General features: G+C 61.4%; 13 protein-coding genes and 4 pseudogenes. 5 read left to right on the plus strand and 12 right to left on the minus strand.

The features are described from left to right. Positions 1–91: ectoine synthase (locus BMZ63_RS14635; RefSeq protein WP_177187097.1), on the plus strand; the 91-nt coding region annotated here is incomplete at its 5' end. 4 nt (positions 92–95) lie between these two features. Here the strand turns inward: BMZ63_RS14635 and BMZ63_RS14640 are convergent. The 5 genes and pseudogenes from BMZ63_RS14640 to slyA all read right to left on the minus strand — a co-directional run. After that, positions 96–407: pseudogene (locus BMZ63_RS14640) on the minus strand (glycogen/starch synthase); the annotation flags it as partial. A 59-nt stretch (positions 408–466) separates the two neighbouring features. Beyond that, positions 467–699, minus strand: a pseudogene (locus BMZ63_RS15320) (HNH endonuclease); the annotation flags it as partial. A gap of 27 nt (positions 700–726) precedes the next feature. Continuing rightward, the gene (locus BMZ63_RS14650) at positions 727–2358 is read right to left on the minus strand and encodes a DHA2 family efflux MFS transporter permease subunit (RefSeq protein ID WP_091706659.1); all 1632 of its coding nucleotides are present in this window, start codon (positions 2356–2358) and stop codon (positions 727–729) included. Beyond that, positions 2351–3541, minus strand: coding sequence for an HlyD family secretion protein (locus BMZ63_RS14655; protein ID WP_223268865.1), 1191 nt, complete (start codon positions 3539–3541; stop codon positions 2351–2353). Before BMZ63_RS14655 ends, BMZ63_RS14650 begins: the two co-directional genes overlap by 8 nt. Before the next feature lie 13 nt (positions 3542–3554). Further along, positions 3555–4025 (minus strand): transcriptional regulator SlyA, encoded by a 471-nt coding sequence (slyA, locus tag BMZ63_RS14660; RefSeq protein WP_091706665.1) that lies wholly within the window; start codon positions 4023–4025, stop codon positions 3555–3557. 147 nt (positions 4026–4172) lie between these two features. Here slyA and BMZ63_RS14665 point away from each other — a divergent pair, with 147 nt between their 5' ends. Beyond that, complete coding sequence (locus BMZ63_RS14665) at positions 4173–4607, plus strand: universal stress protein (RefSeq protein ID WP_011784160.1); 435 nt, start codon at positions 4173–4175, stop codon at positions 4605–4607. Positions 4608–4810: 203 nt separating this feature from the next. Beyond that, positions 4811–5230: pseudogene (locus BMZ63_RS15200) on the plus strand (aldo/keto reductase); the annotation flags it as partial. A 627-nt stretch (positions 5231–5857) separates the two neighbouring features. Here the strand turns inward: BMZ63_RS15200 and BMZ63_RS14995 are convergent. Genes BMZ63_RS14995 through BMZ63_RS15070 form a run of 4 tightly spaced genes read right to left on the minus strand, consistent with a single transcriptional unit; the run spans position 5858 to position 7669 of the window. Continuing rightward, positions 5858–6016 carry a hypothetical protein gene (locus tag BMZ63_RS14995; protein ID WP_177187098.1) on the minus strand — a complete coding sequence of 53 codons (159 nt, stop codon included), beginning with the start codon at positions 6014–6016 and terminating at the stop codon, positions 5858–5860. 12 nt (positions 6017–6028) lie between these two features. After that, positions 6029–6274 (minus strand): hypothetical protein, encoded by a 246-nt coding sequence (locus BMZ63_RS15060; protein WP_218141260.1) that lies wholly within the window; start codon positions 6272–6274, stop codon positions 6029–6031. Positions 6275–6279: 5 nt separating this feature from the next. Further along, positions 6280–6678 carry a molybdopterin cofactor-binding domain-containing protein gene (locus BMZ63_RS15065; RefSeq protein WP_218141261.1) on the minus strand — a complete coding sequence of 133 codons (399 nt, stop codon included), beginning with the start codon at positions 6676–6678 and terminating at the stop codon, positions 6280–6282. Beyond that, positions 6596–7669, minus strand: a complete 1074-nt coding sequence (locus tag BMZ63_RS15070; protein ID WP_218141262.1) for a molybdopterin-dependent oxidoreductase — start codon at positions 7667–7669, stop codon at positions 6596–6598. Before BMZ63_RS15070 ends, BMZ63_RS15065 begins: the two co-directional genes overlap by 83 nt. Positions 7670–7875: 206 nt before the next feature. On the opposite strand from BMZ63_RS15070, the gene BMZ63_RS14680 reads away from it, so the two are divergent. Further along, positions 7876–8907 (plus strand): zinc-dependent alcohol dehydrogenase family protein, encoded by a 1032-nt coding sequence (locus BMZ63_RS14680; protein WP_091706667.1) that lies wholly within the window; start codon positions 7876–7878, stop codon positions 8905–8907. Between the two features lie 51 nt (positions 8908–8958). Here BMZ63_RS14680 and BMZ63_RS14685 read toward each other — a convergent pair whose 3' ends face one another. The 3 genes from BMZ63_RS14685 to BMZ63_RS14695 all read right to left on the minus strand — a co-directional run bounded on the left by BMZ63_RS14685 (position 8959) and on the right by BMZ63_RS14695 (position 10967). Then, positions 8959–9864 carry an SDR family NAD(P)-dependent oxidoreductase gene (locus BMZ63_RS14685; RefSeq protein ID WP_091706669.1) on the minus strand — a complete coding sequence of 302 codons (906 nt, stop codon included), beginning with the start codon at positions 9862–9864 and terminating at the stop codon, positions 8959–8961. Positions 9865–9917: 53 nt separating this feature from the next. Next, the gene (locus tag BMZ63_RS14690; protein ID WP_091706671.1) at positions 9918–10355 is read right to left on the minus strand and encodes an efflux RND transporter permease subunit; all 438 of its coding nucleotides are present in this window, start codon (positions 10353–10355) and stop codon (positions 9918–9920) included. 249 nt (positions 10356–10604) lie between these two features. Continuing rightward, on the minus strand, positions 10605–10967 hold the full coding sequence (locus BMZ63_RS14695; RefSeq protein WP_177187099.1) for a phospholipase D-like domain-containing protein: 363 nt from the start codon (positions 10965–10967) through the stop codon (positions 10605–10607). A gap of 247 nt (positions 10968–11214) precedes the next feature. On the opposite strand from BMZ63_RS14695, the pseudogene BMZ63_RS14705 reads away from it, so the two are divergent. Next, positions 11215–11508, plus strand: a pseudogene (locus tag BMZ63_RS14705) (transposase); the annotation flags it as partial. Positions 11509–11720: the final 212 nt, after the last annotated feature.

Below are 11720 nucleotides of genomic sequence, written 5' to 3' on the forward strand. Positions count from 1 at the left end.
GCGCCTGATCTGCGCCTTCAACCCGCCGGTGACCGGCCAGGAAGTTCATGACGAGGACGGCGCCTACCTGCCGGACAGCAGCGATAACTGATCCGTCCTGATAGGGCGGCGGCCATCATCGCGCCGACTCTGCCTAACAGCTCAAACCGGTGTGCATTTTCCCACCAGTCTTTTCCCTCTTCGTTCTGGTAGGGGTTGCCCGGCCGCTCGAATAATGGCGGGCAGTCAACCAGCCAGAGCATGACCGCTGTACCCGGAAGCCGTGTCTGCCACCGGCTTACTTTGTATTGCCCGACCCGGAACCGGGATTTTCTCCGGGACCCGGCTTCCCTGGCAGCCTTGATGGCAGCGGGATAACCCGGCAACAGAATGTCGGGTAGGGATGAGCTATTATTGGCCCATCCCCCCTCAGAACCGTACGTGCGAGTTTACCGGCATACGGCTCAAGCCTATTAAAGTCAGAGGTTCATCTGACCGGCGTACTTTCTTTAATGGAACGCATTCTAATGCCGCTCCACTTCAGAGTCACCTTTACACAGCCCCGGCTGTGAACCTGGACATGGCAAATGGGGTGCAGGAGTACCCGATTCTGTAAGGTATCTGGTCCAAGGTATCTGGTCCGCCGTCCACACGCCGAATGACGTGATGGTCGTGCCAACCTGTTTCCTCCGTCACCGGATGCCCGCACAGTGCACAGACCCAAAACATCATGTCTAGACACGTGCGTCACCGACTCTGCTGGAGCGCGTCCTGCGACGATGGCGGGTGACGCATGGCCTCGCTGGCCGGCAGCGCCGGAGGCGTGGACCTCCGGCGCATCATCAGCGCCGGAACAAGGGCGGCCAGGAAGATCGCGCCGACGATAAAGAAGCTGTCCCGGTACCCCAGCATGTTGCCCTGGCTGTAGATCACGCGGCCAAGATAGTTCATCGCCCCGGCCTGGCGTATCGCCTCCGGCACGCCAGCCTGTGCAAACAAGCCGGTTACTTCGTGCAGCATAGCGGTCGTTGCACTGTTGCCTGCATGCTGTGCCGCCGTGAAGCTGTCTACGTAGAGCTGAGATCGCCGCTCCAGAGCGATGGAGAGCAGGTTGACACCAAACGCCCCGCCGAGTTGGCGCACGAAGTTGATTGCGCCGGAGCCCTGACCGAGTAGCGTCATGGGTAGCGCCTTGAGGGCGCCGGCGTTCAGGCTCGGCATAATGAAACCAAGGCCGATACGCCCCAGCATGATCCACCAGGCGAACAGCCAGAACGAGGTATTGGTATCCACGCCGGTCATCAGAAACGATGACACCGCGAAAACCGCGAGCCCGACCATGACCGTGGCATAGGCCGGCGTCTTGTCGGTCAGCCGCCCGGCAATGGGGAAGACCAGGGCCAGAATCAGACCCGCTGGCATCAGCAGTAGGCCCGAGCGCGTCGGCGTGTAGCCCTGAATCGTCTGGACGAACAGCGGAATCAAGAAGGTCGAACCGAAGATGCCTGCTCCGAAAATGAAGGCCACGACGGAGGCGCCCGCATAGACCCGGTTCGTGAAGAGCTTGAGATTGAGCATGGGTGCGGACGTGCGCAGCTCCCAGACGATGAAGCCGATGCCCGCGACCAGGGCGATGGCGAAGTCGCGCAGGATGGGGTCGGAGATCCAGCCGTCACGCTGCCCGTTCGACAACCCGTTGAGCAGGGTCACGAGAAACACCGTCATCAGTCCAAAGCCGATCCAGTCGAATTTGCGCGGCGGACCGGAGGTTGCGCGCCCCGGCATCAAGATCGCGGCCATAAACAGGCCGATGAAGCAGAAGGGCACGGCCATGAAGAAGACATAGCGCCAGCTGAAGCTGTCGACCATGATGCCGCCAAGCGTCGGGCCAAGCGCCGGGGCCAGCACCACGCCGATGCCGTAAATTCCCATGGCCGACCCGCGTTTCTCCGGCGGAAAGACCTGGAAGATCGTCTGCATGGCGAGCGGCTGGAGGATGCCGGCCGCGCCGCCTTGTAAAACACGGGCTAGAATCAGCACCCCTTCGGTGGGGGCGAGCCCACCCATGATGGAGGCGGCGATAAAGATGGTTATCGCCAACATAAAGGTCGCGCGCTGGCCGAGGGTATCGACCATCCAGGCATTGAGCAGCATGGTCCCGGTCATCGCGGCGAGGAAGCCGGTGGAGAGAAGTTGCGCCTTGTCCTGGCCCATGCCGAAAGCGCCCATGATATCCGGCAGGGCTACATTGACGATGGTGGCGGTCAGGATAGTGGCGATCGTGCCCATCATGACCGTCGCTGTGACCAGCCAGCGATAGGACGGGCCGAAACGGGCGAATAGCCCCTCGATACTGTCCGGCCGGGGCGCGCTAGTCATCGGCTCTCGCCTCCAGCTCCACCATCATACCCGGCTTGAGTTCGCCGCCGTCCTGCTGCACCGCGATGCGCACTGGCAGGCGCTGGGTGATCTTGGTGAAATTGCCGCTCGGGTTGGGGTTGGGCAGCAGGGCGAACTCGCTGGTGGCGGACTGCCCGACGCGCGTGACCCTGCCCTCAAAGCGCCGCCCCGGCAGGGCATCGACAGTGATCATCACGCTCTTTCCCGGCCGGAAGAAGCGGATGTCGGTCTCCTTGACGTTCGCTTCGACACGCACCCGCTCGGGATCATGCACCATCAGCAGGCGTTGGCCGGGGGTGACATATTCGCCCTTGTCCACAAATACCCGGTCCACCACGCCGTCGAATGGCATGACGATGGTGCGATCTTCCAGGTCGAGTTCGGCCTGGGCTTTTTGTGCACGTAGCCGCTGCTCCTCCGGGCCGAGTTCGGCGAGCTGGGTGCGCAGCACCGTGAGTTCCCCGCGCGCGGCTTCAGCCTCGGCCAGGGCGGCGCGGGCATTTTCCAGGTCCGCCTGGGCGCTCAATGTCTGCTGCTTTGCCGTCTCCAGCGCCGCCCGCGTCTGGTCCAGGCGCGCACGGTTGATGGCACCGCTCGGCGCCAGCTTCTCCGCCCGGTCATTCTCCTGTCTGGCAAGATCGAGTTGCGCTGCCGCTGCTGCCAACCTGGCCTCTGCCGCCCTCACCGCTGCCTGTTTGGCGGTAATGCGGCTCTGTGTCTGACGGTCGGTGAGTGCGATGCGCGCTTCGATCTCCTCGCGGCGGCGGGCAATCCCGGCGAGTTGCGCGTCAAGCGCCTCGACACGGAGACGGCTTTCCCGGTCGTCGATCTGGATCAAAACCCTGCCTCTCTGCGCGGCATCGCCATCGGTCACTTCAAGTACCGTCACCCAACCGGGAACCCGGCTGCTCATGGCAACAATGTCGGCGGCGACACGGGCATCCGTCACAACGACATGGGTGAGCTGCTGATACAGCCACCAGCCGCCACCTCCGAGAACGATCAGCGTCGCCAGGATCGCGCCATACCATCGCCATGGCCGAGGGCGGGCAGGAGGTAAAGCCGTCTCTGACTCAGCCTCCCTCTTCTTGTCGGGGGCGGTGCGTAGATCGGTTTCCTGATCGTCGTCCTGGTGTTCCCGGTGGGTCATATGCTGGTTCACGCTCTAGCTCTCATCAGTTTTTGTCCACAGGCTGCATCGCCCTTGGGGTGCCGCCCAGCTTGTCGGCGATCTTCTCGAAGACCTTCAGACAGGTCGCCACCTCGGCATGGGACAGGTCGGATAAGATTTCCGCCCGCACCGCCGCTGTGGTAGCTTCGATCCGTTCCAGAACAGGGGCAGCCTCCGCACGCAGGTGAACCGATTTGGTGCGCCGGTCGGCGGCTTCCGTGCGGCGTTCGATCAGCCCCTCCGCTTCCAGCCGGTCCAGCGCGCGTACCAGGGTCGGCCCCCGCACCCCGACCGCCTCGGCCAATTCACGCTGGGTTGCCGCCTGGGGCAGGCGAGAGAGATGTAACAGGGTCAACCAGCGGGACTCGGTGAGGCCAAAGGTGGCCAGCCGCCGGTCGATTTCGGCGCGCCACAGCCGGGCGACCAGCCCGAGGCGAAGGCCGAATTGTTCCTGATCGTCGAGGGGCTTCGTCATCTCATTGCCTGCATCATTATGTAGCTGTACTATAATCAATAGATAGCTAAGTATCAAATGGCGAGGGATGTAGCCCCGAAGGCAGCACTGTCTAGAGCAGAGGACCGGGAAAGGCGTTCCATCCCGATCACAGAAAGGAGCACCACGATGTACAGGACGATCCTCCTAGCCTATGACGGCAGCCGGCAAGGCCGTGAGGCGCTGGACCAGGGGGCCGAGCTGGCTTCGCTTTGCCAGGCTCGTGTCTATCTCCTCGCCGTCGTCACCCATGAACTGGGTGTCGCGCTCGCTGAAGCGGCGGCACCCTCAGACCTGCCGGAGCGAGAATATCAGGAAGTGCGCCGCGTGCTGACGGAGGGCGCGGAAGCGCTGCGGCGGGCGGGGCTTTCCGTCGACACGCGCCTCGCTGCGGGCAACCCCGCCGAGGAGATCGGCCGAATGGCGCACGAGGTCGGCGCGGATCTGGTCGTGGTCGGTCACCGTGAACAGAGCGCGATGGCCCGGTGGTGGCACGGCTCCGTCGGCGCTTCGCTGCTCGCCCACGCGCCATGCAGCCTGCTGGTGGCCGTTGCGGACCGGTAGTTGTCAAGGAATATGTCGCAGGGTCTTCATCAAGGTCTTCGCCGGCTAGGCTGAGGAGAAAGCCCTTGAAAGCGAGGCCGCCACGGGGGTTAGAATGACATAATGACTGGCGAAAATCGCTGGCTGATAACCGTACCCCGCCACAGGAACGTCTCTGGCCAGGTTGTCATTGTACGCAACACACAAAGGAAAAGGAGACACAGATGCAGACGCGCAAGCTCGGTTCGCAGGGGCTCGAGGTTTCTGCCCTCGGCCTAGGCTGCATGGGAATGTCGGAATTCTATAGCGGTCGCGACGAGGCCGAGGCGGTCGCGACCATCCACCGCGCGCTTGATCTTGGCGTCACATTCCTCGATACCGCCGACATGTATGGCCCATTCACCAACGAAGTTCTGGTCGGCAAGGCAATCGCCGACCGCCGCGACAAGGTCGTGCTGGCGACCAAGTTCGGGAACGTCCGCGGCAAGAACGGCGAATTTCTCGGCATTCGCGGCGACGCGGAATATGTGCGCCAGGCTTGCGATGCATCGCTGAAGCGGCTCGGGGTGGACCATATCGACCTCTATTACCAGCACCGGGTGGACCCGAACACGCCGATCGAGGAAACGGTGGGCGCCATGGCGCGTGACCGCTTCGGGCGGCTCGACATGCTTGTGAACAACGCCGGTCGCGGACGCATCGTCAATATCACGATGAATCACGCCACCATGCGGCGGCGCGACGGCGACAGGCATGATCCCGGACGGTCTCCCGCAAGAGGCGCGAACCGGCTTGCTCGATCCCGCGGTCATTGTCCCGCCGCTTCTCTGGCTTGCCTCGGACGCGTCGGACGGGGTGACGGGACGACGCCTCGACGCCTCCCGATGGAGGGAAGAGCTATCGGGAGCCGAGGCCGCCAGGGCGGCAATGGATGACGCCGGCTGGGCCATCGCCTGACGACGTGGCTCGGGGAAGCGGACGATGCGCGGACTCGATCTCTTGTTTTGTGGTCTCGAGGCGGATCTTGCTGAGGCGGAACTCGGGGTTAAGCGAGCTCCTGCCTTGCTGGATGTGGAGGCGCGCAAACTGGGAAGCCAGTCCACGCTGGTCGAGACAGCGACCGGCGTGGGCTATCGGCTACGACCGTCGGCGTGCCACTGACTTTTCAGAGGCCTGCCGATCAGACTTCCGGGCACTCCGCCCCGGTCTCGATCCAGGCCTGCTCGGGCGGAGCGAGTCGCCAGACTGCGTGGCCGGGTATGGAGCCTTCGCTACCCGTAAAGGTGACTGATGGACTGGAACGCCTCCGGCGAGCTGAGGGTTTCGTTACTGATGCCGTTCTCGTTCGCGGCGTTGGCCGCGCCCAGGGTCAAAAATGCCATGGCCGCAACAAGGCCGGCACCTGCCAGTGAATATACTGCGTGTTGCATGGTGTCAGCTCCTCAGACGTTGATGGGGACAAGAGGCAGACGATAAACGCTCCTGCCGGTCAGGCGTCGCCAGGCGTTTGCAATTGCCGGCCCGGAGGGCGGCGTGCCCGGCTCACCAACGCCGGTGGGCGCTTCCGTGGACTGGATGACCGACACCTCGACGTCCGGCATTTCGTTGATGCGCAGGGATCGGTAGCGGTCAAAGTTGGACTGTTCCACGTAGCCGCCTTCGCTCAGGGTGATGGCATCGTAAAGCACCGCGCCTATACCAAAGCCAATCCCCCTTCCATCTGCGCGGCGATCACATCCGGGTTGACCGCAACGCCACAGTCCACGGCGCACCACACCTTGTGAACCCTGGGTTCGCCGTTACCGTTATCGGAGACTTCTGCGATCTGGGCGACAAAGGAGCCGAAGCTCTTGTGCAGGGCAACGCCGCGCTGGCGCCCGGAAGAAACTGGTCCGGCGGAATCAGCCATTTTCGCGACTTTTTCAAGGACGCCGCGGTGACGCGGATGCTTGTCGCCAAGCAGCGCAAGGCGCCCCTCGACGGGGTCCTTGCCGGCTTTTTCCAGAAGCTCATCGAGAAAGGTTTCGTTGGCGTAAGCGTTGTGGGTGTGCTCTACCGAGCGCCACCAGAGCGCACTGACACCGTTTTCCATAAGGTGCTGGCCAACCCGCAGGTTGGCAATGCCAGCCGATGATATTGCCATCCTTGAACTGCATGACGGCATCCAGGGTTTCCATGGGAGCATGGGCAAGGAACGGAAAAAAATACTCTGCCTCAATCACCGTATCTGCTTTCGCCAGGGCTTTCTCTACATCGCCGTCGTTCCTGGCATTGAGACCGGGTTTTTGTGCGGCCTTACTGTAATCCTGCTCCATCTGCCGGGTGGAGCGGATTTCGGCCTTGCTGGCATTCCAGGTCACTTCCAGGGCCTTGCGGCCCTTAAGGGCCGCGTAGGTGTTGTTGGCGTAGATGGCGACACCCGCCGGCACAGTCTTGACGTCAATGACGCCTTTGATCTTGCGTGCCTTACTGTCATCCACCGAGGCAACGGTGGCACCGAACCGCGGCGGGTGCAGGATGGTGGCGATGACCATGTTCTCAGGATACAGATCCAGGGTGAAAATCTGCGTGCCGTTGGTCTTGTCCAGGGTGTCCAGCTTGCGGACCTTGGTGCCGATCAGGTTGAACTGGTCCGGGCTTTTCAGCTTGGGGTCGGCCGGAGCTTCCAGTTTGGCGGCTTCGCCGGCCAGGTCGCCGAAGCTGAGGCTTTTTCCGCTGGCGTCGTGGCTGACGGTGCCCTGAAGGCCAAACAGGTGATTGACGTATTTCTCGGTATCCGCCGGGGCAAGCTCTGCCCCCATCTGCCCCCAGTCGGCGTCCAGCTCTTCGGCTACCAGAGTGGAAAGGCCGGTGGCCGGACCCTGGCCGAACTCGATGTGCTTGATCATGACTGTCACGGTATTGTCAGGTGCCACCCGGACAAATGCATTGAGGGCAAAAGCCGCCGCATCGCCTTCAGCCGATGCGGCAGCCCCGCTGGTGTCCTGCAGATCCATCTCGGGCATGTCCAGTGTGGTTGGCAGCCCCTCCCCGGAAGCATCGGCAGCCTCCTTTGCAGGCGGTAATAAACAGAGTGCTTTCAAGCTGAACCGCCGTGTAGTGGTGGTAGCCGTAAAGCGAGAACCCCATAAGAACAAGAGGTGTGGCAACAGCCGCCAGATGGCCATACAGCGGATTTGACAATAACCGCCTGTATTGATATGAGTCAGTAACGCTCAGCGCAGTCCGTGCAAGGCTAAAGTTGCCATACATGGTATCGGTGGCCTTGCACTTTTAAGGAGAAAGCATCATGAAAGCACTGGTTTTTCACGGACCGGGAAAGCGCAGCTGGGAAGACAAGCCACAGCCTGCCATTGAGAAGCCCACAGACGCGGTAGTTCGCATCACTCATACCACCATCTGTGGTACCGACCTTCACATTCTGAAAGGTGATGTACCAGCCGTCACAGAAGGCCGTACTCTCGGCCACGAAGGTGTCGGAGTGGTCGAAGAAGTTGGTGACGGCGTGAGCAACATCAGGGTTGGCGACAAGGTGCTGATCTCCTGCGTCACCTCTTGCGGTCGTTGCGACTACTGCAAGCGCGGCATCTACGCCCATTGCCGGGACGGCGGCTGGATCCTTGGTCATTTAATCGATGGCACCCAGGCCGAGTATGTACGCATCCCCCATGCAGACAACAGTCTGTATACACTACCATCCGGAATGGATCCCGCTGCAGCGGTGATGCTCAGTGATATTCTGCCCACAGGGCATGAGATCGGCACCCTGAATGGTGAAGTAAAACTCGGAGACACGGTGGCCATCGTCGGCGCGGGCCCTATCGGGCTTGCCGCAGTGATGACCTCCCGCTTCTACTCCCCTGCACGGATCATCATGATCGATCCCGATGAGAACCGCCTGGCAATGGCCAGGATGCTGGGCGCCACAGACACCATCGCCAGAGACCCGATCGAAACCATCAAAGAACTGACCAATGGCGAGGGTGTAGACGTGGCCATGGAGGCGGTCGGCATCCCCGAGACCTTCGATATCTGCCAGAGCATTATCCGCGCCGGAGGCAACATCGCGAACATCGGTGTACACGGCAAGAGCGTTGAATTCCGGCTTCAGGACCTGTGGATCAAGAACATCACGGTGCGTACCGGCCTGGTGAGCACCAACACCATCCCTGTGCTGATGAAAGTGGTCGAGAGTGGTGATGTGAAGCCGAAGGAGCTGGTGACTCACCAACTCAGGCTTGACGAGATCGAAAAAGCCTACGACATCTTCGGCCAGGCGGCGAAGGAAAAGGCGATCAAGATGCTACTGACCGCCGAATGACGGCTTAAAGCATCGAGCAGAGCAGGAGGGGGAGCTGGCTCCCCCATCCTCTCACGCCTTGGTCCGCAGGCGGTTCACCAACAGATCATCCCTGAGGATCTCGTCCCGGCGCGAGCTCAGCTCCTCAACATCCCAGTTCGCGCTGAGATAGCGGCCTTTGGCCCAGTCCGCCTTGCCCGAGGCCAGCCAGACGATAAAGCCGGCTGCCAGGTCGGGGCTGTCGGTCAGATAGGCGTGCATTTGCTCGGGCATGTTCTGCCCCAGCGCGGTGGCCACACCGCCCGGATGGATGGCAAAACACTTGATGCCGTCTTCGCCATGGTCCACGTTGACGAACTCGCACAAGCGATTGATCGCGTGCTTGGAGGTCTGGTAATCGGATGCCGTCGGGGTCAGCATCTGCGCACCCACCGACGACAGCAGGATCAGATGACCGCCGCTTGATCCGTCGGTGGCCCGCCTTTTCGCCGACTCGATGAGATGCGGCATGCAGAAGCGGATCACGTGATAGGCCCCCTTCACGTTCACTTCCCAGTTGTGCCACCAGCTTTGTGGATCGGATTCGCCGATTTTGGCCCAGTGGTCGAGATAGCCGGCATTCGCATCGGCCACGTCGATGCCCCCGAATCTTGCCACGCAGTCGGCAACGGCGGCTTCGACCTGGGCTGCGCTGGTGACGTCGCAGGCCGACCATGCGCATTGCGTGTTCGGGTTGGCCTTTTGGATCAGCTCGCCTGCCTCTTTAAGCTGCTCTTCTGATCGTGCCGTGATGTAAACCGCCTTGGCACCTGCCTCGGCGAAGGCGACAGCGGTGGCGCGGCCGATTCCCCGTGATGCGCCGGTGATGAAGACGACCTTGCCCGTGGCGCTGTCTTTCAGCGCCGTGCGCGGGTCGATGGCGTCATAGCGGTCGTGATGTTCGGTCAGGGGAAGGAATTGGGTCTCAAGTGATGACATCAGTGTCTCCTGTTTAGGGCGCTGGACAGGGATTATGAGCCATTCATACGACCTCAATCCAGAACACTGGCGCTGCGCTGACTTTCCCGGGTAAGCAGGAGATACAGGCAGGGTACGATAATCAGAGAGAGCGCCGTCGAGGCGACCAGGCCGAAAATGATGGCGTAGCACAGTGGCGCATACATGGGGCTGCCGATGGCGAGCGGCAACAGACCCGCCACGGTGGTGATCGATGTGGTGAGGATGGGGCGCAGACGCGTCGCCCCACACTGGGCTTCAACGACACCGGCGCGGGCGCTTGCCAACTCTGCCTGAGGGCGATCCTGCTGCTGATACGCAATCGTCTGCCCCTGGCGGATGGAATCCCCTTCCTTGAGCTCAGCGTCGACATAGGCAATGCGACCGGCACTTTCGAAACTCAGAAACTCCCGCTCTATCGCACGGGCGGTGCCCTCCGCGAAGAGCCAAGTCTGAAGCGAACCAGGTGCCACTTCCGCCGTGCGGACGCTAGTGTCCCGTCTGGTTAATTCGCTGATCTACTGCGTAGCTCTGGGATTTCTGGCCAAGGCGCCAGTGTGCAGGTGTGGTGGTTCCACATCAAGCGCTGGCAACACCGGCCAGGAATCCCAGAGCTACGCCCTTCGGGAGCCACTGAGAGCGTTGATAGCTGCGTTGCGCTAATTCGATATGGAACCACCATACCTTCATTAGCACGCCTTGCTCTCAACGCTCTCAGTGGCTCAGTAGGTCAGCGAATTAACCAGACGGGACACTAGTAACAGAGTGCCGGTGGTGTCGCCCTGCCAGATATAATACTGGACATCGAGGGTGCGCTCGGCAACCTGCGCCAGCAGTGCCCGGGCGGCAAAGGCATCGAGCGGATTCTGTAGCGGATAGATACCGCTCTTGCCGGGATGCTCTTCCACCCGCGGCGCAATCGCCCGGCCAAGCGGGGTGGCCCTGGCCTCCTCATCGCCCAGCGCGCTGGAAACGCTACGGCCGTCCAGAGCCGGCAGGGTGGTGCACCCCGTCAACAAGCCAAACAAGCAGCACAGCAGAGAGAACCGGATCCTCCCGCCGTGCCTTATGCGCCACTCTTTCATCGGGTTCTCGCAACCGAGCGAGATGTCTAAGGATACACTGATCAATTCCGCTTGAAACCATGCTTTGGTAAAAGCGAATCATAGCCGCATCGACCAGAAATGACCATGAAGCAGACGAGTTTCGCCCAGGTTGGGTTTGCCGCCAAGAAAAAGACAACCCGAGGCGAGCCATTTCTGACCGAGATGGAACAGGTGGTGCCCCCGATTCCCCTCAAGCGCATGCTGCGGATGCACTGGCCTGACGGGCACGACCGCCAATGTCGCGGATATCACCGAGTTCGAACACCTGTTGCACGGTGATGAAATTGAGGCTTACGCGGACGCAGGCTATACCGGCATGGCCAAGCGCCCCGAGTTTCAGGACTCAGAAGTCACCTGGTATGTAGCCGAAAAGCGCGGCAAGCTGTTGAAGATGCCAGAAGCCCCGCGCAAAACACTGGTCGCCCGCCGCGAGCAAGTCAAAGCCCAGATTCGTGCCAAGGTGGAACATCCGTTCCATGTCGTGAAGAATCTTTTCCGCCATCGCAAGGTGCGCCATCGAGCGCCACGGAGCAGCTGCAGGGCCCGATCCAAAGCGCCCCGGAGGGGTGGTATAACCAGTGGCGGGAGGAAAGGGCCGCTTGAACTATATAGATGCCTAATGTTTATACTGTAAAGGTGTTTCACCCGATTCTGACCAACCAACCATGAGATACGCCCATGAAAATCGTTAAAGTTCAGGACATCATTGGTACCGAGCGTGAAGTCAGCGAC

It is taken from the genome of Marinobacter persicus (genome assembly GCF_900114155.1).
Lineage (GTDB): Bacteria > Pseudomonadota > Gammaproteobacteria > Pseudomonadales > Oleiphilaceae > Marinobacter > Marinobacter persicus.

Coding starts and splice junctions, on each gene's coding strand:
- BMZ63_RS14695 (WP_177187099.1), bottom strand. CDS start 10,967: ATGAAAGAGTGGCGCATAAGGCACGGCGGGAGGATCCGGTTCTCTCTG.
- slyA (WP_091706665.1), bottom strand. CDS start 4,025: ATGACGAAGCCCCTCGACGATCAGGAACAATTCGGCCTTCGCCTCGGG.
- BMZ63_RS14995 (WP_177187098.1), bottom strand. CDS start 6,016: ATGCAACACGCAGTATATTCACTGGCAGGTGCCGGCCTTGTTGCGGCC.
- BMZ63_RS15065 (WP_218141261.1), bottom strand. CDS start 6,678: ATGGAAAACGGTGTCAGTGCGCTCTGGTGGCGCTCGGTAGAGCACACC.
- BMZ63_RS14680 (WP_091706667.1), top strand. CDS start 7,876: ATGAAAGCACTGGTTTTTCACGGACCGGGAAAGCGCAGCTGGGAAGAC.
- BMZ63_RS14685 (WP_091706669.1), bottom strand. CDS start 9,864: ATGTCATCACTTGAGACCCAATTCCTTCCCCTGACCGAACATCACGAC.
- BMZ63_RS14650 (WP_091706659.1), bottom strand. CDS start 2,358: ATGACTAGCGCGCCCCGGCCGGACAGTATCGAGGGGCTATTCGCCCGT.
- BMZ63_RS14665 (WP_011784160.1), top strand. CDS start 4,173: ATGTACAGGACGATCCTCCTAGCCTATGACGGCAGCCGGCAAGGCCGT.